Annotated in this window: 21 protein-coding genes and 1 tRNA gene; 19 read left to right on the top strand and 3 right to left on the bottom strand. The window is 55.6% G+C overall.

The features are described from left to right. Positions 1-146 precede the first annotated feature (146 nt). Positions 147-1,202 carry a phosphoribosylformylglycinamidine cyclo-ligase gene (gene purM / locus VK738_05445; protein ID HTD22074.1) on the bottom strand — a complete coding sequence of 352 codons (1,056 nt, stop codon included), beginning with the start codon at positions 1,200-1,202 and terminating at the stop codon, positions 147-149. Positions 1,203-1,442: 240 nt separating this feature from the next. Here purM and VK738_05440 point away from each other — a divergent pair. The 15 genes from VK738_05440 to VK738_05370 all read left to right on the top strand — a co-directional run bounded on the left by VK738_05440 (position 1,443) and on the right by VK738_05370 (position 17,660). After that, positions 1,443-1,519 (top strand) — tRNA-Pro (locus tag VK738_05440). A 478-nt stretch (positions 1,520-1,997) separates the two neighbouring features. Next, positions 1,998-2,264: a hypothetical protein gene (locus tag VK738_05435; GenBank protein ID HTD22073.1), complete on the top strand. Its 267-nt coding sequence runs from the start codon at positions 1,998-2,000 to the stop codon at positions 2,262-2,264. A gap of 14 nt (positions 2,265-2,278) precedes the next feature. Then, complete coding sequence (locus tag VK738_05430) at positions 2,279-3,223, top strand: hypothetical protein (GenBank protein ID HTD22072.1); 945 nt, start codon at positions 2,279-2,281, stop codon at positions 3,221-3,223. After that, positions 3,213-4,097, top strand: coding sequence for a glycosyltransferase (locus VK738_05425; GenBank protein HTD22071.1), 885 nt, complete (start codon positions 3,213-3,215; stop codon positions 4,095-4,097). Before VK738_05430 ends, VK738_05425 begins: the two co-directional genes overlap by 11 nt. 25 nt (positions 4,098-4,122) lie before the next feature. Next, complete coding sequence (locus tag VK738_05420) at positions 4,123-4,845, top strand: methyltransferase (GenBank protein HTD22070.1); 723 nt, start codon at positions 4,123-4,125, stop codon at positions 4,843-4,845. Then, positions 4,842-6,380, top strand: coding sequence for a radical SAM protein (locus VK738_05415; GenBank protein HTD22069.1), 1,539 nt, complete (start codon positions 4,842-4,844; stop codon positions 6,378-6,380). The genes VK738_05420 and VK738_05415 overlap by 4 nt, the downstream gene beginning before the upstream one ends. A gap of 13 nt (positions 6,381-6,393) precedes the next feature. Continuing rightward, positions 6,394-7,176: a hypothetical protein gene (locus tag VK738_05410; protein ID HTD22068.1), complete on the top strand. Its 783-nt coding sequence runs from the start codon at positions 6,394-6,396 to the stop codon at positions 7,174-7,176. Next, positions 7,173-8,108 (top strand): hypothetical protein, encoded by a 936-nt coding sequence (locus VK738_05405; protein HTD22067.1) that lies wholly within the window; start codon positions 7,173-7,175, stop codon positions 8,106-8,108. The genes VK738_05410 and VK738_05405 overlap by 4 nt, the downstream gene beginning before the upstream one ends. A gap of 151 nt (positions 8,109-8,259) precedes the next feature. After that, the gene (locus VK738_05400) at positions 8,260-8,577 is read left to right on the top strand and encodes a hypothetical protein (GenBank protein HTD22066.1); all 318 of its coding nucleotides are present in this window, start codon (positions 8,260-8,262) and stop codon (positions 8,575-8,577) included. A 3-nt stretch (positions 8,578-8,580) separates the two neighbouring features. Continuing rightward, positions 8,581-10,902, top strand: coding sequence for a multicopper oxidase domain-containing protein (locus tag VK738_05395; GenBank protein ID HTD22065.1), 2,322 nt, complete (start codon positions 8,581-8,583; stop codon positions 10,900-10,902). 31 nt (positions 10,903-10,933) lie between these two features. After that, the gene (locus VK738_05390) at positions 10,934-12,445 is read left to right on the top strand and encodes a radical SAM protein (GenBank protein ID HTD22064.1); all 1,512 of its coding nucleotides are present in this window, start codon (positions 10,934-10,936) and stop codon (positions 12,443-12,445) included. Between the two features lie 14 nt (positions 12,446-12,459). Continuing rightward, positions 12,460-13,851 carry a radical SAM protein gene (locus VK738_05385; protein HTD22063.1) on the top strand — a complete coding sequence of 464 codons (1,392 nt, stop codon included), beginning with the start codon at positions 12,460-12,462 and terminating at the stop codon, positions 13,849-13,851. Next, a complete protein-coding gene (locus VK738_05380) occupies positions 13,848-14,762 on the top strand; it encodes a methyltransferase domain-containing protein (GenBank protein ID HTD22062.1) in 915 nt (304 codons plus the stop codon). The genes VK738_05385 and VK738_05380 overlap by 4 nt, the downstream gene beginning before the upstream one ends. Beyond that, positions 14,759-15,547 carry a class I SAM-dependent methyltransferase gene (locus tag VK738_05375; GenBank protein ID HTD22061.1) on the top strand — a complete coding sequence of 263 codons (789 nt, stop codon included), beginning with the start codon at positions 14,759-14,761 and terminating at the stop codon, positions 15,545-15,547. The genes VK738_05380 and VK738_05375 overlap by 4 nt, the downstream gene beginning before the upstream one ends. Positions 15,548-16,142: 595 nt before the next feature. Further along, positions 16,143-17,660: a hypothetical protein gene (locus VK738_05370; GenBank protein HTD22060.1), complete on the top strand. Its 1,518-nt coding sequence runs from the start codon at positions 16,143-16,145 to the stop codon at positions 17,658-17,660. Positions 17,661-18,082: 422 nt separating this feature from the next. Here VK738_05370 and VK738_05365 read toward each other — a convergent pair whose 3' ends face one another. Together VK738_05365 and VK738_05360 are read right to left on the bottom strand one after the other, a co-directional pair. Continuing rightward, entirely contained in the window at positions 18,083-20,371 is a 2,289-nt protein-coding gene (locus tag VK738_05365) for a hypothetical protein (protein HTD22059.1), read from the bottom strand. A gap of 134 nt (positions 20,372-20,505) precedes the next feature. After that, the gene (locus VK738_05360) at positions 20,506-21,489 is read right to left on the bottom strand and encodes an OmpA family protein (GenBank protein ID HTD22058.1); all 984 of its coding nucleotides are present in this window, start codon (positions 21,487-21,489) and stop codon (positions 20,506-20,508) included. Between the two features lie 385 nt (positions 21,490-21,874). Between VK738_05360 and VK738_05355 the strand changes: the two genes are divergently transcribed. The 4 genes from VK738_05355 (at position 21,875) to VK738_05340 (ending at position 26,225) form a co-directional block, all read left to right on the top strand. Continuing rightward, a complete protein-coding gene (locus VK738_05355) occupies positions 21,875-22,615 on the top strand; it encodes a hypothetical protein (GenBank protein ID HTD22057.1) in 741 nt (246 codons plus the stop codon). Positions 22,616-23,350: 735 nt separating this feature from the next. After that, positions 23,351-23,908, top strand: coding sequence for a hypothetical protein (locus tag VK738_05350; protein HTD22056.1), 558 nt, complete (start codon positions 23,351-23,353; stop codon positions 23,906-23,908). A gap of 331 nt (positions 23,909-24,239) precedes the next feature. Then, positions 24,240-25,517, top strand: a complete 1,278-nt coding sequence (locus tag VK738_05345) for a rhomboid family intramembrane serine protease (GenBank protein ID HTD22055.1) — start codon at positions 24,240-24,242, stop codon at positions 25,515-25,517. Between the two features lie 93 nt (positions 25,518-25,610). Continuing rightward, complete coding sequence (locus VK738_05340; protein HTD22054.1) at positions 25,611-26,225, top strand: hypothetical protein; 615 nt, start codon at positions 25,611-25,613, stop codon at positions 26,223-26,225. Positions 26,226-26,722: the final 497 nt, after the last annotated feature.

Raw genomic sequence — 26,722 nt, 5'->3', positions numbered from 1 at the left:
GAGGCGCGGAGACGCGGAGAAAATTGAGCCATTGGGTCATCGGATCATTGAATCATTAAGGGATTATGAGAATGAATCAATGATCCTATGATTTAATGATTCAATTTCTTCGCGCCTCCGCGTCTCCGCGGTATTTTTCTGTCTTATTAGGAATATACGACCTTGTTCTCTCCGCGAACGATTCTGCCGATGGTGTAGAATTTTTCTCCGGCCCGCTCCAGCAAGGTCTGCGCTCTTTTGAACTTTTTTGCCGGAACGACCAGCACCATGCCGATACCCATATTAAAGGTACGCATCATGTCGTCCTGCGGGACATTGCCGACCTTCTGCATGTGGCAAAAGATGGGCGGTACCGGCCAGCTCCCCATCTGTACCGAGGCAGCGGCGCCCTTGGGAAGCACGCGCGGCAAGTTCTCTGTAATCCCACCTCCGGTGATGTGGGCCATGGCGGCGATCACATCGTTCTGCGCCAGGCGGCGCAAAACCGGCCAGTAACTTTTGTGAATGCGCATCAGCTCATTTCCCACTTTGTTCTTGATCTCATTCACATAGGTTTCCGGCGTATAACCGGCAACGGTAAAGAGCAGCCTGCGGGCGAGAGAGTATCCGTTGGTGTGCAGGCCATTGGAAGGTAATCCCAGCAGGATGTCGCCTTCACGCACATTCTTACCGGTGATGATGCGCTCGCGGTCCACGACTCCCACAATGAATCCCGCCAAATCGTACTCTCCCGGCGGATAAAACCCAGGCATCTCCGCGGTTTCGCCGCCAATGAGTGCGCATCCGTTCTGCTTGCAGGCATCAGTAATGCCGGTAATGATTTTTTCCGCAACTTCGAGCTCGAGCTTGCCCGTGGCCAGGTAATCCATAAAGAACAGCGGCGTAGCGCCCTGCACGGCGATATCGTTCACGCAGTGGTTCACCAGATCAGCGCCCACGGTGTGATGCAGGTTCATTTCAAAGGCGATCTTGAGCTTGGTGCCCACGCCATCCACGCTCGAAACCAGCACGGGATCGCGATACTTCTTTCTATCCACTGAAAAGAGCCCACCAAAGCCGCCGATTTCACTGAGCACACCCTTAGTGAAGGTCTTGTGCGCCAGATACTTGATGCGCTGCTTGGTGCGGTTGGCCTGGGCGATATCCACGCCGGCATCGGCGTAGGTGATGGAGGCAGGACGCTGCGATGAGCTTATAGACATGATGAACTGGGCTTTCGGAAGATCGCCTTTGCGTCCCCGAAAGAGGGTCTTACAGGGAAAGCGCTATTCTACCATCGCGTCGCAGAAACGGCCTTCGCGCCTGCAGAGCGTTGAAAAATAGCTTTGCTATAATGAAATTACATGTAAGTTTTGTTATCCTGTTTGGTTTTCTGCGCTTAATCCTTAGATTTCAAGATTGAGTCAGCAGGCATGCTTGCAAGTTCCTTTCGCAAAAGCTGTCGGGGAGTGGCTCAGCCTGGTAGAGCACCTGGTTCGGGACCAGGGGGTCGGAGGTTCAAATCCTCTCTCCCCGACCAATTCTTTCAATAAGATACGGGCTGCTACTGTTGTCCCTTGCCAAAATCTAAAAAAACGCCGTTATTTTGGAACTGAAATAGACAGGCACACCTTCCGGCGGCAAACGATTACGCGGTTGAGACGATCAAGGTCCGATTTTGGCCGTGACACGTGAGAAGCGGCGAGGCTGCGCCACCGGCGAGTTTTCATCGCTAGTAAAAAAATCGGCCTGTTGTTTATGAAATCTTAGGCAGCCAGATCGTAACGATGGTCGTTCGTTGACCGGAATCACATGATCCAGCAGGTCGCGGCGACAACTACCGACCCATCGCTCGGCAAGACCATTCTGCCATCGGCCTTAAACCGTTGAGTTCACAGTGGATCTGAGTTTCGGCGAGGAACAACCTTTGAATCTGTTCGATTGACAGGCCGCGCGCGGCGATGATAGCTTGAAGCCTTTCGGCTCAGCCTGAACAGAAGGAGCGACCTCTGCGAGTCTTGAGTCCAGGTGAGTTTTTCCAGAAAGAATCGTTCGGTCCGGAGACCGTCAACCGCGGCGCGGTGCTTATGGAATGCGAGTGGCAAGGCGGCGTCTTCGAATCGGGGATCATGATGGGCGGCATTTTTCGCGGCGGCCAGTTCCGCGATGGAAGTTTCTGGGGCGGCGTCTTCTGGGAAGGCGAGTGGCTCGGTGGAGTTTGGGAGTGCGGCTTCGATCGGAAGGGACGCTATCATCCCCGCACCGATCATCCTCCTTTCGCATGAACGCTCCACGAGTGATGATCACGGGTCCGCATCGCTACGCGGACCTGGCGCGACTGTGGCATCGCATGGTCCACAAGGATCTGGCGCCAGCCTTCCGTAGCCTCGGTTGGAAGGTGACAGTGGTCATTTTCCGCGACGCGAATCGAGACCGCTTCTCTCAATGTGATTTCCCGGAAACATCGTTTCAAGACCCAGGTCCGGGCGCGCGCGATTTCGTCGAATTCTACGGCGCTGCCCTGCAGAGCGATTTCGATTTTGTGTTTTTCCTGGATGCCGACGTATTTATCCTGGACTCACCGTGGGCGGCGAGCTGCATCCGCCATTTCGACGATCCCAGTATCGCGGCATTGTCCTACTTGCGGCGAGGCAAGCTGCCGGGCGTCTATGCGCTGTTGTGCCACGCCAAGGACTATCGCGGATTGCCGGAGCGGGCCATGATGGCATCGTATGAGGACTTGCAGAAATGGCCCCATTCTATCAATCGCGGCCCCGGTGAGTGCGCCGCGCTGATGCTGGAAAAGGTCGGCAAGCACATCGTGGACCTTAGCGACGAAGCCCCCCAACGCATTGCCGATTTTCACGGCACGACAGTGATTCGAGTATCTCGAGAAACGTTCGCTGCGGCGATCGGCGAAGAAGCATTTGAAGCCTTGATTGCCGACAAACGGTATTTCGCTATGGGAGCGTACGACAACGTCCTGCTCGGCTGGTTGTATCGGGCTGTTTTTGACGGCCCGTTCGCGGCGGGCGCCGATGGGCGCGAGCTTGGTGGCAGCCTGACGGCAGAGGCGCTTCGGCGTATCCTGGCGCGAATCGAGCGCGCGGAGTTGCGCGCGGCCTTGTTGGAGTATTTCGCGAGATCTGATCGCTGCGCGGAGCGTTTGGCGCGCTATCTAGGCATCCGCGAGCCACTGCCGGGCCTTGTTCCCGATTGCTGGAGAGCAGTCAATGCCCGCTGAGCCTTTGCTTACGGTCTTCACGTCTACAGTCTTTGCCGACGTGGTGCGGATCTGGTTTCAATGCGTCAGTCGCGCTTTCCCCGACGGGTTGGCGCGCTTCGAGATCTTTCACGACTCTGATGGTCCGCAGCTCGATCCGGCGGAATTTCCGGGCGCAACGATCTTGCATCGCACCTCAACCTGCCGCGAGTTTCATGACGCCTACAACGAAGCGGTTCAGCGTTGCCAGACTCGATATCTGGCAATCATCGACAGCGACGTCTTTTGGGTCTCGCGCGGAGTTTGGCCGCGCGTGCAGAAGGAGCTCGATGATCCCAATGTAGCGGCGGTCTCCTGCGTCTCGCGATCGCGCCGCAAGAGTCACGGGACGTACTCGGTGGTGTTGAAGCCGGAGATCTACCGCGAGGTCATGAAGAAATTGCCGGATGGCTTCTTTCCCCGCGCTGAGAGTCTAGACACAAGCCTTCCCGTCTTCGATTGGAAGTGGTACGACACTGGCGATGTGTTGTCGCTGGCGGTTGTTGAAGCCGGCTATAGGATCAACTTCCATCACATGGATCGCACCGGAGAAATTGTCCGTTTCTTTGGTGTGACGCTCACACGCCGCGGCGCAGCCACGGTGGGGGAGCGCAAGCTGGCGGAAATGGCGGGAAGGGGCCGCTATTTCTGGCGCGGATGGACCAGTAATCTCGCGTTACGACGATTGCACAGCCATCTATTTCCGCATGTCCGGCTTTACGATTTCTCCTTTCGTGCTTCCACACTCTTTGGGCAATCAATTTGGGCGTCGCCCAAGAGGCAGGGATACCGGCTTTGTTTCCTGTGGCTGCTTTGGCGATCGGCGAGAAAAGTGGAGCACTTTGTGCGAAACTAAGGGTCACGCGAAGCAAGGAATTGTTGTGATTTCGAGATTGGCCATCGCGGAACCGCGAACAAATCCGTGGCTGCGAGCCGCTGCATTGCTTTGGCTCTACGTCAAGAGACCATTCCTGCTGCCGCGCGTGCGCAAGCATGTGCTGGAATCGGTGCGAGGCTTGCCGTTGCTCGTGTGGCCGGATGTGCTGAATCCCGTGGTTTTCCGCAGCGGCGAATACTTCGCGGAAATCATCGCTAGTCTCCCGCACGCGAAAGGCCTGGCCTTGGACATGGGTACCGGCTCGGGGGTCTGCGCAATTTTTGCCGCCAAGCAAGGCTATCGCGTCATTGCCGTGGATATCAATCCCGAGGCTGTGCGTTGCGCCAAAATCAATTGCCTCCTTAATTCTGTGGATTCGCAGGTGGACGTGCACCAAGGGGATCTGTTTGACACAGTGCTCGGCGAGCGGTTCGATTTGGTAATGTTCAATCCTCCCTTCTTTCGGGGAGAACCGACGAGCCTTTTCGATATGAGTTGGCGGAGCCGCGACATCATGGAGCGCTTCGCTGCCAGTCTTGCTGATATCCTGACCGATCAAGGACAAGCTTTGATATTGCTTTCGACCGACGGCGACTGCGGCTCGCTCGTGGCGGCACTTCGGGCGAACAGGTTTTCGCTCGTGGTGGCCGGACAGCGCAATTTCGGGAACGAAATCATGACCGTTTATGCGGCGCGATTGAAGCCGCCGCATGGAGGCCCAGCATGACACGGCGAAGCGTGGTGTTGATCAATCCGCGAATGTGCCGACCGAAGAGCGTGCGGCTGCCGCTTTCGGTGCTGGCGGTGGGCGCGATACTCGAAGGCCGCTACGATTACGAGATCATCGACGGAAACCTCGATGCCAATGCCGTGAATCGTGCCGTGACGGCTGCGCAGCGCGAGGATTGCGCCCTCGTCGGCGTCACGGTAATGCCCGGACCCCAGGTCGCCCCGGCGATCGAGATTTCTGTAGCAATCCGGGCGGCGCATCCATCGGTTCCAATCGCGTGGGGCGGTTACTTCCCTACTCTGTATCCGGACTCAGCTATCAACGCGCCGTACGTCGATTATGTTGTTCGCGGCGAAGGAGAGCGCACGATTGTCCAGTTGTTGGAACAGCTTCCCGATGCCGGTTCGCCGGATCCCGCCAGCAATTCGAGCAGCAATCATTCTGATGCGCTGCGTGGCATCGCGGGAGTCACTTGGAAACAAGATGGACAGGTGGTCCACAATCCCAATCGCGGATTTGTTCCGCCCGACGAGCATCCGCCCCTGCCCTATGAGCGCGTTGGCGACGTTGGGCGCTATCTGCGTCCAAGTTTCATGGGATCGCGAACCGCCGTGCATCAAGCGGCACTTGGATGCCGTTATCATTGCACTTTTTGCGGTGTGGTTTCGATGTTCGATGGCTATACGCGTATGGGATCGAGTGCAAGGCTGGAACTGGCACTTACCACTCTTTCCCGAAACTACAGCGCAAACGCGATGCAATTCTACGATCACAACTTTTTCGACAACGAGGAGAGCAGTCAAGCGCCTCTGGAGGTGCTTTCACGCTTCAATCTGCCTTGGTGGTGTTATGCGCGCGCAGATACGCTGGCCAACTTCTCACCGCGCACATGGGATCGTCTGCGCACCTCGCACCTGAGAATGGCCTATATCGGCGCCGAAGCTGCCAGCAACGCGGTGCTTCGTCGCATGAAAAAGGGATCGCGCGCTGAACACACGATCGAGGTCGCGCGCCTCTGCCGTGAATATGGCGTGATTCCCGAGTTCTCCTTTGTCTTAGGCGGTCCTGAGGATCCTGAAGATGAGATCGAGAACACGCTCCAATTCATCAAGAAGCTGAAGGGAATCAATCCGGAGTGCGAAATCATCTTGTATTTTTACAGCCCGACTCCGCAGCGTGCTTCGGGTTCGAAGAAAGACGCGCGTCCTTTGCTGGATTCCTATGGTCCGGGTGGTCCGGAACTGCCTACGACTCCGGAGGAATGGACGCAGCCGCAGTGGCTAAACTACGTCTGCCATCAGGACGCGCCCTGGCTCTCGCCGAAGATGCGACGCCGCGTGCGGGACTTCGCTCGCGTGCTCGCCTGCCGGTTTCCCACTGTGCAAGACTATGCGACTCCGGCGTGGGGCAAGACCCTATTGAAGACCTTGGCAGGTTGGCGCTACCAGAGCGGACGCTATGCCAACGCCTGGGAACTAGAGTTGGCGCGCAGATTCATTCCCCTTCGGCAGCCCCAGCGGGATTCGTTGTGATGGGCCGGCGTCGATGAACGTCTACGTCACTACATCCGACTGGTACAACCCGTTGATTCCAGCCTTCGCGCATCTCTTCAACAGGTTTTGGTCTCCTGACCAGCCCGTGACCATCCTTGGCTACACTGCTCCTGGCTTAGAAATGCCGGCAAATTTCTCCTTTGAATCGCTGGGCGCAGCCAGCGAGTTCGGCAACGAAGTCGCCGAGTGGTCGGAACAACGTCGCGGAAGGCACTTCGGCGAGTTGTATCCCACGCCACGCTGGAGCGATAGTCTGAAACGCTGGCTGGCGCGCATCTCCGATTCGTACTTCGCTCTGCTTCAAATCGACTACTTCATCTATCGCCCGGTAAACCGCCAGCAGGTCCGGGTCCTCGAGCAGCAGATCCACACCGACAACGTGATGAAGGTCGATCTTACGCTGGACCGCGCATATTTTGCGCATTCGCCTTATGCGGAGTGCGATCAATTCAACATCGTTGTAAGCGCGCAAGATGCCCTGTACCGATCCTCCCTGCAGGCGGCGATCTGGCGCAGCGAATATCTGGACACGATGCTCAAGCCGGGCCGGAGTCCATGGGATTTCGAACGGCTCGGAATGCACGAGCATCTGAACGACGGCAAGTTGATCCTCGGTTCCGCTCCCCAAGACCAGGCACCGGTTCCCTACCTCAACGTCTACGGCCAAGGCAAAGTGAATTGGCGCGAGTTGAACAGACTCGATCCTGAAAGTATGCGGGAGATCACGGAACGGGGCTGGATTGGACCGCACTGGAACGGTTGGACCGCCCCGTGAAGCGCGTTACAGTTAGCTGGTTTCGTCCAATGGGATTGAACCTGCGCGTCGAAACCGAAAATGAGACGCTTCTCAGGATCTGCGCAGATCTGTTTGGCGGCTTTGGTCCCGGAGATCCCCAACGCGCCGCTGACCTTCATTTCAATCTTCTAGTTTCACAATTGGGGGACATTACCGCCCACCCAGTCTTTCAGTTTGAAGACGAATGGGCGTGTGCCTGGGCTGGAAATGAGCAAGTTATCCGAGCCAATCTGACAACGGGTGCAGCCCAGGGATGTTTTCCGCAAGAATTACTCAGCGATGAAGCCGTGCTGCGGCACCATTATTTGCAATTTGCCTTGGCTGTGCTATTGACAGCTCGCGGATTTGTCGGTATCCATGCAGCCGGGCTGGAGAGGAACGGCCGGACGGTCCTGGTTCGGGGGGTGCGCGGCTCCGGCAAAAGCGTTTTAGCATGCGCGGCGGTCGAACGCGGCTGGCGCATCCTAGCCGATAGCACCGTGTGGATCGGTCCTAACGGCGACTGGTGGGGAATCCCGTGGTGGTTGCGCTTGCGGCGTTCAGCTGCCTCGTTATTTCCGAAACTAGCCTTCGACTCTGCGGCCTTTGTCGCCGAGGAAGACGATGGCGAAGCTAAGCTGGAGATTTCTGTGGACCAAATTCGCCTCGGCAGCGGCGTCACCCATGCTCCGGCGGGAATTGTTCTCTTCCTTGAGCAGAATCTCCAGGGCGACAGTCGGTTAGAAACACTCGCGGCAGAGGAGTCGTTCGCGCTGTGGCCGGCTGGAGAGTCAGGCCGCGAAGCTCTGGCGCCGGCATATCGCGAACGTATAGAAAATGTTCTTGGAGAGGGCGCGTACCGGCTTTGCCTTGGCTGCAATCTGGATCAAGTGATTGACTTGCTTGACAGATACTTAGACCACGCGCAATGATCCGGGTAGTGTCCTAATTTCAAATTGGAACTACATTTCAAATTGGAACTACCGTTGTCTGGAATTTCGTGAATTTTTATTACGTCACTATGGTAATCTATGCCGATTGTTGGCTCGCAGGCAGATCTTTCAAAACGGAAGCGGGGAAATTATGGCAACGGTCTCAATCGAGCGGCAAGCTGGTAACGTCGTTTTCAATCCAAATCCAATCCGAATCGGGCGCACCGATGTGGTCGTGTTCGTTAACAACGATACGCAGGCTTCGCACCAGATAACTCAAAAAGGCCTGGCCACCACTGCGTGGATGGCGAATGTTCTTGGACCTGCGGTCCTAGGCCAAGATCCATTTACGTCTCCGGGCATTTCGTTTGGGGATGCGATCAAAGGCCAAGACCAGGTAATTGAATACGTGTGTGCCGTGGCGGGGCACACAAGCGAGACGGGCCGGATTATTATCAACGCTAGATGACAAATGCAGGCGAAAGGGATCGGCATGACGAAGAAAAAGAATCTGGGCAAAGATCGCAAGAAAAGGAATGTCCAAGCCGTTACGCGGCGCGAATTCGTCAACCAGATGCTGGCCGCAACATCGGGCTTAGCGTTAATGCCTCTGCTGTCGTCGTTTGCGGACCCTATGGCGATGCAGGGCAGTTGTCCGGCAGACACATTTCCGAAGATCAGAGAAATCATCAGCAAGGGCGGAAAACTGAAAGCGGTCCTGACGATCAAGAATACCCAGAAACGGCTTCCTGGCTATACTGGCAGCCAGCTTCCAGTTATGCGTTATTTCGAAGGCCGCGATCAAACCGATGGGACGGTTTGGCCGCCGACAGACCAAGTACAAGCTTGCTTGCCCGGTCCCACGCTGCGCGCCAAGGTCGGTGAAAAAGTGGAAATTACCTTCTTAAACCACGTGACCCCCGGCGCGTTTTCCAACAGTGGTTTGTCAATCGATAACGCGGAGCAAGGCAAGGGCACGGGCTGCGACATGTACACAAATGCGGCGCTCAAGGATCCCAACACAGGCGCCCCTGCACCGGATAACAAGTGGTATCCCGAGACTCGCGGCGATGTATTCCCGAACTGCTTCCACGCTTCGAGCACCGCTAACCTCCATTTCCATGGGACGCACGTGTCGCCGGACGATTTCGCCGACAACGTACTCGTACAAGTGCGCCCCGACACAACCTTCACGGAACAGGTAGCCGCGCCGCTCTTCAAACAGGTATTCGCGTACGCCGAGTCGGCCCATCACATCGAGTGGGACAAGGCGCCTGAGGCGTGGCGCACCGATCAAGCGAACCGGATCAAAAACTACGACGAGACTGCAATCTGGCAGGGCAAGCGCGGAACGCCGGGGAATCCAGCGCTACCGTTCAATAACCGGCTGGCAACCAAGAACGCTCAATTGCGCGCCGAAGGGAAATGGCCGGAGTTCTTTGTCGGCGGCTATCCTAATTGTTTCCAGATCACCGAAGCAGCCGGACACGAGATGGGTCAGGCGCCAGGCACGCATTGGTATCACGCCCACAAGCACGGCTCGACGGCCATCCATTTGTACAACGGACTCGCCGGCGCTTTTATCATCGAGGGCGACTATGACAGGGATCTCCGAGCGATCTATCCGGATTTAGACCAGACGCAGAAGGTCCTCCTGGTTCAACGCTTCACCGACATGAACGATCTGGAGCGGGCTGCCAACAACAATACGATTCCGGTCATGGTGAACGGCGGCTTGGCGGGCGCCGATCTCAAAAACCCGGCGGTGACCATCCAGATGCGCCCGGGCGAGATTCAGTTGTGGCGAATCGTCAACGCAATGGTCGAAAACAGCATTCGTGCGTCCTTCAAGGACTCCTCGGGTGCCGTCGTCCCGATGTTCCGGCAGATCGCTCAGGACGGTGTTCAGTTCAAGTTGGCTAACTACCAGAAGCAGCCGCTCACGCTGCAGGACCACACAACGAAGAACGCGACCCGCCTGTGGGTAGCGGCCGGCGGAAGAGCCGACATTCTCGTCAAGGCCCCTGCCTCAGGAACGTTCTCATTTATCGATCCAGGCCAATTTCCATTCGCCAACTACGTCAATGTCATCGTGTGCGGCGATCCCGTTGACATGGATTTTCCGAACGAAGGCAGGAATGCCGGAAAGTATCCCGTCTTCCCCGATTTTCTTCACGACATCGGCCCCTGCCGGAAATCACGGAACCTGGACTTCGGATGGGAGCCCTACCGGTTGGTTAGCGCACCGGCCGCTTCGGGATCCACCCACGCCGATCCGAAAGACATTACCAAGAAAGCGGCGTTGCCGATCACCGTCAAAGTCGATGGCAACAACGAATTCGTGATCAATGTAAACCGGGCCCCTTACTTCACCTTGGACGGCGTTCAATTTAGCGAAAAGAACTACGGCCAAACATTGGTCCTGGACGAGCCGGAAGAGTGGTTGATCATCAACACTACTTCCATCCGGCACCCATACCACATCCACGTGAATCCCTTCCAGTTGGTGGAGGTGTACGATCCGAACGATGCGTCAAACAATTACAAGGCAGAAGAGGGCGGCATCTGGCATGACGTTATTCTGATTCCCCCTGCTAAAACCGACAGTTCTGGGAACCTTGTCATCGGCAACGACGGTAAGGCGACCCAACCTGGCCATGTGCGGATCCGTAGCCGTTACGTCGATTTCACTGGCGATTTCGTGCTCCACTGCCACTTGCTGGGCCATGAGGACCGTGGCATGATGCAGTTAGTGAGAATCATTCCTGCGGTAAGTTATCTCCAGCACCACTAAGGTCTGGCGAAGATTACCAGTGGAGAACCATATGGATGTACTCCTCGCACACTCCTTCTTTTTAAAGAACGATGCCAAGCAGGTAGAAAAGATGCGTCCCTATCCGCCGCTGGGGACCCTCTACGCCGCCAGTTACCTGCGTTCACTTGGATACACCGTTGGTCTCTTCGACGCCCTGCTCTCCGACGGCGTCCATGAATTTGAGGCGCTGCTCCGCGCTTCGGATTGCCGAATGGTGGTGCTCTTTGAGGATGAGTTTCATTTTCTGAACAAAATGTGTCTTAACCACAGCCGGCAAGCGGCGCAGGCAATGGCAAGCTTCGCCGCCGGACGCGGCGCAACCGTGATCGCTTGTGGATCGGACGTAACCGACCATCCCGAGGCGTATCTTTTGCACGGCGTCCATTACGCAATCTTAGGGGAGGCTGAGCACAGCCTGGGTGAATTGTTAGGGACGCTGCGTTCCACGGGATCCTTGTGCAATGCGAAATTGGACGAGATTCCCGGCCTGGCGCGCGCGGATTCCAGCCAACCGCGAGGAGTCCGGCGCAATGAGGCGCGCATTCCCGAGCGGCATCCCGACGTATTTCCCATGCCTGCCTGGGATTTGCTGGAAGCCGAGCCGTATCGCGCCGCGTGGATGCAGGCACACGGGTTCTTTAGCGTCAACATGGTGAGTACGCGAGGATGTCCGTTTCACTGCAATTGGTGCGCGAAACCGATCTGGGGACAGCGCTATGCCATGCGCTCTCCGGCAAACGTTGCCGAGGAGATGGCATTGTTGAAACAAACCATCCGACCCGACCATATCTGGTTCGTCGACGATATCTTCGGACTTCAGCCGAAATGGTCGGTGCAATTCGCCGAGGAGGTGCGGGCTCGAGATGCTTCGATTCCTTTCATGATTCAATCACGTGTCGACCTGATGACGCCTGACGCTGTAGAGGCGCTGGCGCATGCGGGTTGCCGGGAAGTCTGGATCGGCGCGGAGAGCGGCAGCCAGAAGATTCTCGACGCCATGGACAAAGGAATTTGCGTTGAGCAAATCCCCGTCGTGAGGCAGCGGCTTAAGGACGCGGGCATCGCCACAGGTTTCTTCCTGCAATTCGGTTATCCAGGGGAAACTTTCGAAGACATCCTTGCGACCGCCGAAATGGTGCGAACGACTTTGCCCGAAAGCATCGGGATTAGCGTCAGTAACCCTTTACCGGGAACGCGTTTCTACGATATGGTGAAAAACGAGTTGGGCACCAAAGACCATTGGGACAATAGCGACGATCTCGCCATGATGTTCCAGGGATCGTATCGGACGGAGTTCTACCGCCGTCTGTACAAAGTGGTCCATCGCGAATTGGACGTCCGCCTGAAACTGCAATCGGCCCCGAAGAACACGACCGAGGCGCTCGCCGAACTCGATAGCGTAAATGCCGAGTGGAAGGAGATTCAAAAGGTAGAAGCAAACTATCAGGCCGAACATCCCACGTCCGTTCATAAACATTACCTGCCGGTCTTGCCGCCCAATCTCAGCGGATCGTGGAACTGACGCCGGAAACCACCATGACTAACATCCTTCTCACTCACGGTTACTTCCTCTTCGAGGACGAAAAGGAAGTAAGGATCATGAAGCCGTATCCTACGCTGGGACTCCTGTACATCTCCGCGTATCTCCGCCGGGCGGGATTCGCGGTGGAAGTCTTTGATAGCACCTTTTCTTCACGCGACGCTTTGTTTGAGAGATTGCAGAACGGACCGAAGAGCGTACTCGGCATCTACACAAATCTCACCACACGCGGCGCGATCTTGGAGATAACGGCGCGGGCTCACGCCCATGGCTGGATTGTGGTCTTGGGCGGGCCAGAAGCCGCCAACTATCCACAAGAGTACATTCAGCGTGGAGCTCACGTGGTTGTGATCGGCGAAGGTGAAGAGACGCTGGCCGAGCTCCTGCCCGAGATCGACAAGAAGGGTCCGCACCGGCTGTATGGTGTCCGTGGGACGGCGTTTCAGAACGAGAGCGGCGCAGTGATCATGAATCCTGCCCGGCCGCAGATCGAAAATCTGGATAGCCTGCCCTGGCCCGACCGTGGACAAATCGATCAGGCGCGCTACGTGGACGTTTGGCGGGCGCATCACGGTCGCGGCAGCGTGAATCTGATCACCGCGCGTGGTTGTCCATACAAGTGCAATTGGTGCTCGCATGCGGTCTTCGGTTTTTCGCACCGCCGCCGGAGCTATGTAGATTGCGCCAATGAATTGGAACACATCCAGACGTCTTACCATCCCGATCAGGTGTGGTACGCCGACGACGTGTTTACTATCCATCATGGCTGGCTGCACAATTATGCCGCCGAACTGAAACGCCGGAAGCTTTTTCTGCCGTTTGAAACAATCTCGCGCGCCGACCGGATGATGAACGAGAACGTAATCCGCACGCTGGTTGAGATGGGATGCTACCGTATCTGGATCGGTTCGGAGAGCGGCAGCCAGCGAATTCTCGACGCAATGGAGCGCGGAGTCAAAGTGGAGCAAGTGGAATGGGCCAGCAAGATGGCCAAGCGATTCGGAATCGAAGTGGGTATGTTCCTTATGTGGGGCTACGAGGACGAAACAATCGAGGATATGCAAGCAACCATTGATTTGGTGAAGAAGTGCGATCCCGAACAATTTCTGACTACGGTTTCCTACCCGATCATGAATACTGGTTACTTTCGCAGGATCGCCGACCGTGTGGTTCTCAACAAGAGTTGGGACGATAGCACCGATCGTGACTACGCCATTCGCAACCGGCATTCGCGCACTTATTACCAGCACGCCGATCGCTGGCTCCGCAAGGAAGTCGCCGCACACCGCGCGTTTTCGGCGGACCAAGCCGCGGCCGTCACGCTCAACGCCGAAGCCCGGGCGGCGAAGGAGGCTATGTTGGCTGTAGCCCATGAGGTCGAGGCTTGACCTTCGACTGGCGACTGGCCTGTCCCAAATGCCAATCGGATCTCGGCACCCTTTCAGCACAGATGCAAGCCGCGGCGTGCGAACGTTGCGGGAACCACTATTCCTGTATTGACGGCATATGGCGGTTCCTGCCACCCGATCGATTGGCCGTGCTGGAGCCTTTTCTGCGTGACTATACGGCTATCCGGTTGGCGGAAGGGCGTGGCTCGAAATCACCAGATTTCTATTTGAAGCTGCCATCATGCGACCCTGGGCATCCGATTGCGTGGCAATGGGCAATCCATAAGAATACATTCGACTGCTTTGTCCGGCGTGTTCTTCCCAAGCTCGGCCGCAACCCTTCGATCCTGGATCTCGGGGCCGGAGTGGCTTGGTTGAGTCGGCGTCTGGCGGAACACGGCTGCACTCCTTGCGCCATCGACGTGAGTGTCGACGACCAGGATGGATTGGGAGCCGCGCGGCATTACACTCCCGCGTGGCCTCGTTTCCAGGCGGAATTTGAGCATCTGCCGCTCGCTTCCGGTGTTGCGGACGCCGTGATCTACAACGCTAGCCTGCACTACAGCACCGACTACGGCGCAACCTTGCGTGAAGCTCTTCGAGTGTTGCGACCCGGTGGAAGTATTGTCGTTCTCGAAACACCGGTATACCAAAAGGAAGAAAGCGGTAAACTGATGATCGCTGAACGTCACGCGTTTTTTGAGAAGCGGTATGGCACGCGATCCGAGTCCATCCCGAGCCTGCAATACATGACTCGAGATCGTCTAACACAACTTGAACACGAACTTTGCCTTAACTGGGAAAAGGTCGAGCCGTGGTACGGCTGGAAGTGGGCCATGCGTCCTTGGGTAGCACGATGGAAGGGGAAGCGCGAACCAAGCCGCTTCGTAATCTTGATAGGGCGTCAATGAGCCAGTCCGAAGGCGCCGCCGATCCATTTGGAGAACTGGCGGCTAGTTACGACCGGGAATTCACGAATTCTCTGATTGGCTCCACAATGCGGCGGGCAGTGTGGAATCGATTTCCATTCCATTTCGCTCCTGGCCAGCGCATCCTTGAATTGAACTGCGGCACCGGCGAGGACGCCGTATATCTCGCGCGTCAAGGTGTCTCAGTGTTTGCAACCGACGTCTCTCGCGCCATGATCGAAATCGCCGCAGCCAAGGCCAAGCAACATGGGCTTGAAGACATGATCCGCTATGAATGCATGGGCTGGGATAACCTCGACAATCTGCCGACGTCGGAGTTCGATGGCGCGTTTTCGAATTTTGGCGGACTGAACTGCGTGGAACATGTCGATGTGGCCCTGGGCGCACTTGCGCGGTGCCTGCATCCGGGCACTCACGTCCTGCTGTGTGTGATGGGTCCATGGTGTCCTTGGGAATGGATTTGGTATCTGCTTCACGGCGATCCTGCTCGCGCGTTTCGCCGTTTCCGATCCTCCGTGGAATGGCATGGAATCCATGTGTCGTATCCTTCGTTGCGGACCATGCGTCGATGGTCAATGCCTCATTTCACGATTCTCCGCGTTAGTGCCATCGGCGTGTTCGTTCCGCCCAGCTATGCCGAGGCCTGGGCGTTGCGGCATCGCAAGCTGATTCACTTCCTCGACCGTTGCGAGCGCCGCTTGGAAGCAGTACCTCCATTGCCGTCGTTTGCGGATCACTACTTGATCGAATTGCGGCGCTCGGGATGACCCCCGCTCCTGCGACAATTTTCGTTGTGACACTTAATAGCTAAAGAAAGTAGCTGTGGTGCGTGGTCGCGTTGCCTCTCCAGGCTTCTTGGCAACGATGTCGACACTTCACGTATGAAAATCGCAGCAGTACCAGATTGAACTGCCGTTTCATTTTGAAACGAAGGAGGAGAAATAATCTGGAATTTGTTTGCTTTAGATTGGAGAATGGGAGTATTGTGCCGGGCAATTCCTAAACAGTTTTTTCCGTCTCCACGTCATGTTTTTATTGGGCCGAGATGGGGTATTAGCTAGACTGCGCAACCGCAAAGTCGAAGCTTTTAAGAGAGGTAACGCTGAGGCAGTGCTGCAAGGGAAGCACTATGCTGTTGAGGTAACTCCAGACCCGTGCAGTTTGAATTTTCGACGAACAAGTCCCAAATTGAAACCGAGGATATAAAAAGGGGGATTATCTGGTTTGTCGTTTCCAGTCAGTACCATAAGCTCGCTTGGGCCCATCGTTCTGGCAAAAGAAGCAAGTTTTTGCTGTGGGTTGGGCAAATGTGGGACTTGGTTATCGCACCCAAACTTAAAAGTTCGACAGGAGGCTATCTCTATGGATCACACTACTCGGCAAGTCAGGAACAATCGCGAGTTTTCGAAACGAGTCTACTATTTCGTGTTGGTTTTGGCGACGGTCGGGCTGATGCTGCCTTACGCTCGCAACGCCTGGGCCGGACCGGCGCAGAAGAGCAAACCCAATCGAACAGCCAAGTCCAAGGCCAGTCAGACAGGAGGGACATGTCCCCTGCAGGGCTGGTCGGAGGGACTGTCCAACTATCTGAAGCTTGGCGCCAAATTCCCGACGCAGGATACGCCCCTGAGCGCGAAGGACTGCAATTTTCAGCAATGGTCGTGGGAAGCTTTCACCTGGGCAATGGCGCCCGTGGGCCCAAGTGGAGCACCGAGATTTTTGACCTTGCCGAGCGAAGACGATCTCACCAGCACGTCTGCGGATGCCAAGACGCTTCATCTCCGTACGTTGAAGCTGGCCGCCCGAACCTTGCGCAAAGCGGGAGCGGCCGGAGGCGCACAAGGCCCTGGAGCCATCGTCGAGGCGGATGGCAATATGATGGTTGGACCCGGAGGATATCCGGTCTACGCCTCTGTGCACATGAACCCGTCGTATTTTGCCTCTGCGAAGGCGAATTTGATCACCTCCAGCGGAGGCCAGTATCAATATCCCAGTGCGCCCTATTTCTCGGTCGGCGCCGCAGTATTCAAAGCGACTTGGATTCGGGTCGTAGGGAATCCGCCGGCTGGCGCCTACACGACGCAAGCCCAAGTGCCGAATCTTACCCAGGTGCCGCCTAACAGTGGCACGATTATGCCCAATGGCACCTACTCCACGGTCACAGTAGCGCTGGTGGGTCTGCACGTGGTTGGTTATACGATTAACCATAAGGAATTCGTGTGGGGAACGTTTGAGCACAATCTCAACACACCGGCGACTCCGGATTTTATGTTCCAGCCAAGCCCGAGCATCACCTGTTCCACCGGTTTCACGTTCTGTCCAGCCGGCACGCTGTATTCGAAGGTGAATATTTGCGCCGTGCCCGGCAATGCAGGCTCGGGCTGCACGGGAGGCCTTTCACTGAACAGCCAAGCGGTCTCGCCGATCACTTACTCGGTGCAGGAAAACGCGACCGGCGGAGACACGCTCCCCAACGGACCGGCTGACATTCAAAACGTGAATGCGCAGGCTCAGGGCGCGCTGCCATCGCCCTTCCCCAATTACCACCTCGTCGGGACTGTATGGATGCAGCCGAACACGTACAACAGTAACAGCACCGTAACCAACTCCGTAGGATCGGTGAATCTGGCCAATACGACGGCGGAGACATTCCAGCAGCTCGCGGCCAACCCAGGTACGAAGCCGACCAACAACTGCTTCTCATGCCACTATCCGGGTGCCAACAACTACCCGGCCTGTGGATACAACAAGCTCCCCAAGAACGTGATTGCTGTAAGCCACGTGATTACGCTGGGGACTCCGTGGGCGGTCGAGAATCAGATTCCGGCCTCCAGCTCTTGCGTGCAAGGTTTGGTCCACAGACCAGGCGCAAAGAAATAGCTGATTTCGAATCGGCGAGGACACCGGAAGAAACCACTCCACTCGCTCCGGTGTCCTTACCTTGGTCTGGGCCGTTTGGTCAAAAAAAGTCGACCGGAACTTCAGTTGAAAAGGTGGACTGTAGGCAATTTTGAGGCTGTCAAAGCATCCAGATTCAACAAACTTCAACAGCTTTCAAACACCGACAGGCAAACGTTTCAATAACAATTACTTAGAAACAGCAAATTTCAACAGATTTTCAATAAGGGCTGGAATCTGGTTCGGGACCAGGGGGTCGGAGATTCAAATCCTCTCTCCCCGGCCAATCTTTTCAAGGGACGTGATTTACAACTCTTCCTGTTTTCTGCCCGTGCATCCCCGGCCGAATGGACTTTTGGTACCGACAGCGTTCTTACGCACCACAAGTGTCCTTCATAGCCTCCTTAGCGCGGCGAGAAGTCTTTGGCGATATCACGCTCGATCTGGTCCGGAGATTTTCCTTCCTGTGATGACTTTTGAATTTCGCCCAGGTATTCTTTCAGTTTTTCCGCGGCATTATCCGAGAGAGCATCCGCACCCACGCCCGTGAGGTAGCGGATGATTTGGTCGGTAGCAGAAGAATGCTCCGGTTCTTCGCCGAGCACACCATGCACGCCCAGCCCGCTGCCCGCTTGCCCCAGTGCTCCCAGCAGTATGTTCTTGACCAGATCGGGACCCAGCTCATCGATCATCTTTTTCAGATCGTCGTCGCTCACGCCCGGGCTGGCCGGCGCCTCGCCACCGATCAGCCTCCCGATATCTTCTATACGACTGGCGGCAGCGAGGTAAGCCTTCTGCAGCGCGCAATCGTATTTCACCAGCCCGCCGACGAGAAACTTTTGCGGGAAGACTTCCGCCGGGACAAACCACAAGCCCTTGGGGATCGCATCGCACAGTTTCTGCACGCGGGCGACGGGAGTATCCGCACTCTCCGTGCCGCCGCTGTAATTCCACAGGACGGGAACCAACTGAGGTCCGGGATCGAAGCGCCAGCCGGCCGCTTTGCCCTGGGTGGCTGCACCCAGCAGGTAAGCCGGCCGGATGGTCCCGTACTTGTCGGCCCCCAGCATGGCGGGTGGCTTGCTGATGTTCAGCGGCGCCGCAGAAGCCAGCAGTTCATGCACCGCGCCACGCGAGGTGAGCACGGTCTTGCCGGAAGTCACGCGGTCCTCGAGCCAGGCATCCACAACCGACTGCTCGATCGCTGCCTGGACCATGGTGTCTTTTCCGGCCTTTGGCGCATACTCGGAGTGGCCGGGATCAATCAGGTCAAAAGAATGCCGGTGTTCCAGCGCATCGCCGTTGACCTGCAAAAAGTCATGCTCCAATGCCAGCGCCGGTCTTCCCTGGAAAGCCAGCACTTGCTCTCCGGCTGCGCCGAGGCCTGCGGCCCTGTGCGACGTATCCAACACCCCGATGGCGGCGGGCGAAACAAAATTGGCGGAGGGTCCGCTCTGGAGTTCTCCGGCCTTGCCAAACACCAACCTGGCGCACTGGGCCAGATTGCCGCTGATGCTTCGTTTGAATTCTTCATCTGAAATGGAACGCGTGACCACGGTAATGCGGGCCAGTGTGGCAATCTCCAGCATGCGCTCGGAATTGCTCTCCGTTCCCTTGGGGCCGACCAGGACACGCTCGAAGTGACGGCTCCCCGAGGGTCCGGCAACATCTATCTTGAGCAACTGATGGTCCAGCTCGTGGTCATCTTGCTTTACTGGGAATTTCGTCCCCGGGAGTGTTTTGTCGCCATAGAAGAAATAAGGAGTGAACTGCTGCGAATCATCTGGCCGGTTAAAAAACGTGAGAGCGGCCCCATTGAGATCGGATGCCGGAGCGGAAAACGTCAGCACCTGCTGCTCCTGCGGGCCGGCGGAGAAGGAGTTCGTGACAGTCAGCTTCACCTGCCATTGCAGGGCAGCAAGATCGTCGGGAGAGAGAACCTGCGCACTGGAGCGTTTGCTTTCCGGAACAGTTGTATCTTCCGGGACCAAGTCCACCCAGTTGCCCGACCGTTGGTACTGAACCCAATAGAGCCGCTTCTCCATTTTTGCGCCGGTGAGGCTGGCGGCCCAGTTACCGCCTTTTTGCTTCTTCAGTTTTGCCAGGACCAACGGCGAGACCTCGCTGACCTCTTTCCGCAGGGCCTCGAGCACATCAGGCTTGACTGGTGGAAGATTCACCGGCATCGTGGCCGGGTATTTTGCGAACACGATCTTACCGTCCTGACCGGTAGAGACGATGCGGGCTTCAATTCCCGAGGACTTCAAGACCGCCTGCACGAGTTGGGCACGGTCGAGGCTGTTGGCCAACCCGGTCGTCAGGAGGTCGGCGGGAGTGGACAGAGAGCCTTCGTAGGGCACCAGAGCAATTCGCTTTTCAATCCCCTGCTCGGTTCGCTCAGGGTCAGTATCGAATGCCCGCGCGTAAGCAGCGGTGTTGGGCGGGGACAGGTCGGGAGGGTGCAGGTCCAGGTACGCCAAATCCGCCATAACTTGCCAGACCGGGTCGGATGCCCTGGCAGATGGAACGCCGGCGGCCGCGGGCGTTGCCTCTGATTTCTGCGCCGCGGGCTTTGCCTCCGACTTCTGCGCTGCCCCTTTTCCGCTTTGGAAATGGTAAACGGTAAACGCTACGATCACGAGAAGCAGTACCGCCAGAGCGGCAATCGAGACAGCTTTCACACCTTTTTGCATGAGGGCTCCTTTTCACCAGTTCGCTTGGGCCGTGCGGCCAGCTTACGCAAACCACTTCGGACATTTTCCGTGGCGCTCAGATGACAGACGAGAATCGCAACATAGCGCCCGTCCAATGCGCGTCAAAACTCCGATCATTCGATGACATTGATTTCCACCCGCCGGTTTTTGGCCCGATTGCGGCTGCTATTGTTGGGAAACTTCGGCCTCGCCTTGCCGTAGCCCTGGGTCTTCAAGCGTGAGCTTTCCAGGCCGTGTTGCTGCAGCCAGGCGGCTACGGATTTCGCCCGCTGGTCTGAGAGTTCGAGGTTGTAGGCATCGCCACCAACATCGTCGGTATAACCCTCCACCACCACCTTGCCGCTCGGATGCTTGTCGATGATCGTCGACTTGATCTCCGCCAGGACCGCCTCGGCCGCGGGCTTGAGGTCGTACTTATTGAAATCAAAAAGTACCGCATCGTTCAAGGTAATGCCGATCTTGCCGGCCTCTTCCTTCACGCTGAACTGCTGGCTCGCCACGCTGACGCTAACGTTGTCCAGGCCGATGTCATAACGCATATTGGCGACCGAAAATTTTACCTGGGCGGTGGCCGCCGTGGCCGTGAAGGTCTGCGTCTTGCTCTCCCAGAGGGTCCAATAACCCTGGCCTGGCTGGACGGTGTAGGACTGGGCGGGAGTCGACGAACCGGAGATGAAGGCCACCGTTATCGTCTGCGGAGTGCCCAGGTTCTCGTTGGCCAGCATAAAGCTCAACTGGTAGGTCTTTCCCGGAGTCAATCCCGAAATAGTTGTCGACCAACTTGGGGAACCCGCCGCATAGTACCCGCCTCCCAGCGTGACGAACTGTGAACCATGTCCGGCCTTGGTGATCGTGCCACCAGCATCGGCGTACCCAATCCGCCAAATGAGGCCGTCGCCAGGGTCTGCTTGACTATGGGTCCATCCGGGAACGTCTGCGGGGTTCTTGGACATGAACGGCGCCGCAATTTTGACATCTTCAAAATCGCCGTTCTGGATGAAGGGCTTGCCCGTCGCCCGTTTCTGGTCGCCGTGCGCGACCGCGACCAGCAAATACAGAACTGCCACCGTGAAGCTCGCTCCAAGGAATTTCCGCATACATTGCTCACCCAGATTTCAATTTTCTGGGATTGTATACCCATTGATCGTCAATAGGGAGGTGGAATTTTCTTTTGCGATGGCCGGGGAACGCGGACTAGCGTTTTCGTAAACTGCGAGCAAATAGGTAATCGTCTTTCATCCCGGGTCATCGCACAAGTTCACGCCAAGCGAACTGTCGCAGATGGCAGTGCGCGCCGACTTCATTTGTGAAGCGCAGTGGATTGATGAAGAGTGGCCATTCACTGAGAATTTGTGGATGGTGGAATGAGGGCAGCTGATCTGTCAGTTCTTCTTGCAAGCAAGCTCACGGGTCATAGGATCGAACCAATGAGAGGGCAATTATATACGTGGCCCACGTCGCAAATTTTGCGACAATCTCCCTATGGGCAGCGAACCAGAAATCTTGTCCCCTGGTAAGGAATTGGGGCCAATCCTTCCGTTATCAACATGGCAAAAATACAAGCCTGTGGTTGTCATTTCTTCTTTTTCTCTATTTGGGGGAGGATTGGCTGTATGGGGGTTCAGTCAGTTCTTGCAGGCTCGGGGGTTTACCAGCGTGGTAGGCTCCAGAATTTTCCTCGCCCTTGCCTGTTTAGGAGTATCCGGTATTGCCTTCGTTTGGACGCGGCTCCTACGCAAGTCAAAAAATGCATGGTTCGCCGGATCGCTGCTTGTAATCGTGGTGGCGGCACTTGCTCTTGACCGATTTATTCCAATGCCGCAAGTATCAACTATTATTTCATCATCTCCATATACACGTCCTTCGGATTGGAGAACTATCAAGGACTGGCAAAAATCCGAGATAACCGCAATCTTGGAACAGTATCCCAACCATACGCTGCACATTGTCGCATCATCTGTAAGTGATGAAACTTGGGATTACGCGAATCAATTCAAAGAGTTGTTTCTTGCACACCAATGGAAAGTAATCGGCCCAGAGACCGGGCCAGAAGACCAGATACCGTTGAACGTTCAGCTTTCAATCAGCGAACAATATTGGGGAGGGAAACAACGTCCTGACGCCTTTACTTCGCTCGATAGCGTATTGCAGTTCATTCATATCAAGACGACGCCTAATTTTGTTGTTGATCCGCTGGTCAGTCCAGACGAATTAGTTATGTAGATTGGAGCGCAAACCCCGCCTGACTATCCACAACACCCTCCCCTTCAGCTTGCTAGAATCTGCCTGCACCCGCTTCAGTTCACAGATGACACCATGCACTTCTTTGGAGACCCCGAAGGATTTTGTGCGATGGGTGAGAATAAAGCCTCCCCTAAAGTCCAAATTCGTCATGGGCCAGAAAATCTTGGTGATTCTCACTGGGCCAGCAAAGAGTGTTGCCACTGCCGACTATTTTCAGGTACAGGCACTAGGGAAAGTGATGCCGAGGCCAGATGCTCTAGATGTAACATTGACTAGAGATTTAGGGGTGGACGAATCACTCCAAATGAAAATAATCTCAGACACGGAACTGAAGGTTAGATGTATCCAAGGATTTCCCAGCAGGTAAATCAAAACCGTGGACCAGTATTCCCGAGAGCCGGGTGGCCCACCCTTTCGCGTTTTTTGCGAAGGGTGGGGATTTTCGTCTTCGCAGTGGAAAATCTACGGCGCATTCACATAAAGTTCTGACCATGCCTAGGGGACTGAAGCGTTTTCAAACAAACAGGTGACCTGCATTTCAATTAACTTCACTTGTCACCGTCGACCCGCTTGGTCCCGAATAGGAACTTAGGTTCATTTTGGGAAAAGGAAAAACAGAGTTTTGCGAAGATGTGTGGACAAACATCCTTATGCGGTATATAAGTTCGAGCATAACTCATTATATTCGGCTTCTTATCGTTGTTTGGAGGATCAATGTCTTTCGACGCCCGCCAATTTCAACTTGAAATGCTAAAGTCACTTGTAGAAGTAGGGGTCGATAGCTACAAAGAGAATGTCAGAATCAACAGCCTTCTCGAAGACAAAGCTCAGAAAACCGCCGGGTTAGCAGGTGTCTTTCTCGCTGCAGCCCTCGCCTTCATGAAAGTAGATACGCTTTCTGTCTGGCCCTTCAATCGCTTGCGGATCTTGATACCGTTGTCTTTAGCGATCGTTTTGCTCGTATGCTGTGTAGGTTTTTGTCTCGCCGTAATGTGGGTGCGCAGGCTTCCAGGACTCCCACTGTTTTCATCACTAAACAAACTCAAAACTGACCTTTGGACAATTGAATCCACAGCACTCGAGGCTTACGAACAAGGATATTGGGGTGATCGCGCAATGCTTTGGCAGCAGGTAGTCACCGCGCAATCGCCGGTGATCACTTCCAAAGCAAGGTGGTTATTGATTGCTCAAATAGCTTTGGCGTCAGCCATGTTCGTCGTGGCCATCCTGCTTCTCTTTCTAATTGAACCAATAGTTTCGTCACACTTATAGGAGTATCAAATGACCATTGAAGCACAGAAGTCTAGTTCATCGAAGAAATGCTTGCACCGTTCCCAGAACGGAACTCCTTGTACGTTTGATGCTGCCGAAGGCAGCAGCTACTGCTCCCAACATCGTCCTGCCGAATCGGGACAAGGCAGTGGGGGCGGATTTGGGAAGAGTGAGGTGTTATACACGAAAGTAGATAAGCCGAACCGTAATTGGTAAAAAAGTGGTCCTGCTACATGGCAATTGGGCGTGTGGCCCACCGTGATTTGTTTCCTGTAAGGAGCTGCGCAAACCGCGCTGGACGCCCAGGGTAATTTTGTGTAGCGTGAGAACCATGCGTCAGCCTCCAAAGTTGACAGAATTTCTGCGCTACCCGGTGATTACAGGAACTATTCTGCTGGCGATCGGGGTAACCATTGTCTGGTGGGGCAAGGTGGATGTCTCGGTGCTCTTTGAAACCGCAATGATCCGGCGCGGCGAGCTCTGGCGGCTGGTCACCAGTATCTTGCCTCACGTCAACATTGTGCACCTGGTGTTCAATGTTTACTGGATTTGGGTTTTTGGGACGCTGGTGGAAGAAGTCTACGGTCATGCTAAAACTGCGGCTTTGATCCTTCTGTTTGCGTTCGGGCCCAACGCGCTGGAGTTTGCCTTCGCCCTGGGTGGAGTCGGCCTTTCCGGCGTCGGGTATGGCCTCTTTGGGCTGCTCTGGGTACTCTCCAAACGGGATGAACGCTTCCGTGAGGCCATTGATGGCAGGACCATCCAGCTGTTTGTAGGATGGTTCTTTCTGTGCATTCTTTTATCCGTGACCCACATCGCGCCGGTGGGCAACATCGCTCACGGTGCTGGCGCAATTCTCGGCATCTTCGTCGGATTCGCCATCACACTGCCGGAAAATCGCGCGCCGATTGCCGCCGGCATCGGTGCAATACTCCTGATTGGACTCTGGGCTGCTACTGTTGGACGGCCCAAGGTCAACCTGTCGGGAAAAGCTGGATACGAGGAAGGCCGTTGGGGCTACGATGCCCTCAAGGCCCACCGCGACCAGGAGGCCGTGCGCTGGTTTCGTGATGTCGTGACGTATCAGCCAAAGTTGGCCGCTGGCTGGTCCGATTTAGGAATCGCATACGAGCGCCTGGGCAACGGACCCGAAGCCATCGCCGCCTACCATAAAGCTGCCGATCTGGGTGAGGTGTTTGGGCTGTACCACCTCGCCTCGATGTATGAAAACGGAAGCAAAGGCGTCCCCAAAGACGATAACCAGGCGCTCTACTGGTATCGTAAACTTGCCGAACAAGGTTCCGCCGAGGGGCTGAATACTGCTGCCTGGACCTACGCGACGAGTTCTGATCCGGCAATTCGCAACCCCGCGACTGCGCTGGAATACGCTCGCAAAGCAGTGAGCATGGGTAAAGACCATCCTGACCCAAACCATCTGGACACGCTGGCTGAAGCTTTCTATGTGAATGAGCAGTACGAAGATGCCGTGAAAACCGAAGAGCAAGCGATTGCATTGGCATCTCCGGAGAAGAAAAACCCCTTCCAGAAGCAGCTCGAGAAGTATCAGCTTGCCTTGAAGAACAAAAAACCACTGGCAAAGAAGAGATGAAGCTCTCAAGCTTCTTAATTCTTAGCTTTTATCCGGTGTCAGCCCTATCGTTCTGTGAAACGTTGGGAGGCCACCCTCCCTAAGGGAGATAGCATGGGCATATTGCGCGAGTTATTCGGTCCGAGCAAAGAAGAGATCTGGCAGCAACTCAGTGCTGAGATCAACGGACGTTATGTCGCAGGAGGTTTTTGGACAGGCGACAAGGTCGAAGCTACGCACGGCCAATGGACCATTACTTTGGACGTTCCTGTGATTACGGTGGGCAGAAGGACAAATAATAGTCTTACCCGGATGCGGGCACCCTATGTGAATCCCGACGGCTTTCGCTTCATGGTGTACCGACGAAGCGTTTTCAGCGAGATCGCCCAATGGTTCGGAATGCAGGATGTTAAGGTAGGCTACGAACCCTTTGACCATGACTTCGTGATCAAAGGTAATGATGAAGCAAAGTTGCGGCTGCTGTTCGCCAACGCCAGAATCCGCTATCTGATCGCCGCCCAGCCAGACATTTTATTCACTGTCAAGGACGACGAAGGCTGGTTCGAGGCTCCGTTCCCCAAGGGCGTGGACGAGCTTTATTTCGAGGTGATGGATGACATCGAAGATCTCGAACGGCTGAAGTTGCTTTATGAATTGTTCGCTGAAACCTTGGACCAGCTCTGCCATATCGGGTCAGCCTACGAAAACAGACCCGACGTTTCGCTGTAACGAACCTCATAAAGAGACAGTTGGGCGGATGGCCCGGCCCAGACAGTTGTTTCATGATTACTCTTGACGGTGCTCCGTCCCCAGCTCTGTTCAGCTCAGAAAGCATTCCCGTTTTTCCCAAAAAGGTGTCCATGCCTTAGCAGCGGACAAGAACACATAACGCTAAGCACAGCCTTTGTACATTTTTGTAAAGCGTAGGCAAGAACCTCCAGAAGTTCCGTTCTGAAGACAACACAGCGTTCTGGTCAAACCATTGCAGGTTGGGCCCGAGACTTAGATCTTCAGTTAGTGTTTGTATTCAGAAAGAGGACAGTATGAGAACAATCAATTGTAAGTTTATGACGTTCTTGCTTTTAGGCATCGCGGTAACCGCCTGCCGAGCTCAGGCTCCAGGCTCGGCGAGCGCAAAACCATTCGCCGGCATCAAGGTTCAGACCCACTGCGAGACAGTTGCTGACAACATGTGCCCAGGCCGCTTCGGCTTTACCGTTTCGGCC

It is taken from the genome of Terriglobales bacterium (assembly GCA_035487355.1).
Taxonomy (GTDB): Bacteria; Acidobacteriota; Terriglobia; order Terriglobales; family Acidobacteriaceae; genus QIAW01.
Note: the sequence above shows the minus strand (reverse complement) of the source record. Positions and strands in the feature narration are given on the sequence as shown.

Bases quoted from the DNA above. Each gene is read 5' to 3' on its own strand.
- VK738_05350 (HTD22056.1), top strand. From the start codon at position 23,351: ATGTCTTTCGACGCCCGCCAATTTCAACTTGAAATGCTAAAGTCACTT.
- VK738_05385 (HTD22063.1), top strand. From the start codon at position 12,460: ATGACTAACATCCTTCTCACTCACGGTTACTTCCTCTTCGAGGACGAA.
- VK738_05365 (HTD22059.1), bottom strand. From the start codon at position 20,371: ATGCAAAAAGGTGTGAAAGCTGTCTCGATTGCCGCTCTGGCGGTACTG.
- VK738_05340 (HTD22054.1), top strand. From the start codon at position 25,611: ATGGGCATATTGCGCGAGTTATTCGGTCCGAGCAAAGAAGAGATCTGG.
- VK738_05430 (HTD22072.1), top strand. From the start codon at position 2,279: ATGATCACGGGTCCGCATCGCTACGCGGACCTGGCGCGACTGTGGCAT.
- VK738_05415 (HTD22069.1), top strand. From the start codon at position 4,842: ATGACACGGCGAAGCGTGGTGTTGATCAATCCGCGAATGTGCCGACCG.
- VK738_05355 (HTD22057.1), top strand. From the start codon at position 21,875: ATGGGCAGCGAACCAGAAATCTTGTCCCCTGGTAAGGAATTGGGGCCA.
- VK738_05410 (HTD22068.1), top strand. From the start codon at position 6,394: ATGAACGTCTACGTCACTACATCCGACTGGTACAACCCGTTGATTCCA.
- purM (HTD22074.1), bottom strand. From the start codon at position 1,202: ATGTCTATAAGCTCATCGCAGCGTCCTGCCTCCATCACCTACGCCGAT.
- VK738_05395 (HTD22065.1), top strand. From the start codon at position 8,581: ATGCAGGCGAAAGGGATCGGCATGACGAAGAAAAAGAATCTGGGCAAA.
- VK738_05400 (HTD22066.1), top strand. From the start codon at position 8,260: ATGGCAACGGTCTCAATCGAGCGGCAAGCTGGTAACGTCGTTTTCAAT.
- VK738_05375 (HTD22061.1), top strand. From the start codon at position 14,759: ATGAGCCAGTCCGAAGGCGCCGCCGATCCATTTGGAGAACTGGCGGCT.
- VK738_05370 (HTD22060.1), top strand. From the start codon at position 16,143: ATGGATCACACTACTCGGCAAGTCAGGAACAATCGCGAGTTTTCGAAA.
- VK738_05345 (HTD22055.1), top strand. From the start codon at position 24,240: ATGCGTCAGCCTCCAAAGTTGACAGAATTTCTGCGCTACCCGGTGATT.
- VK738_05360 (HTD22058.1), bottom strand. From the start codon at position 21,489: ATGCGGAAATTCCTTGGAGCGAGCTTCACGGTGGCAGTTCTGTATTTG.
- VK738_05425 (HTD22071.1), top strand. From the start codon at position 3,213: ATGCCCGCTGAGCCTTTGCTTACGGTCTTCACGTCTACAGTCTTTGCC.
- VK738_05390 (HTD22064.1), top strand. From the start codon at position 10,934: ATGGATGTACTCCTCGCACACTCCTTCTTTTTAAAGAACGATGCCAAG.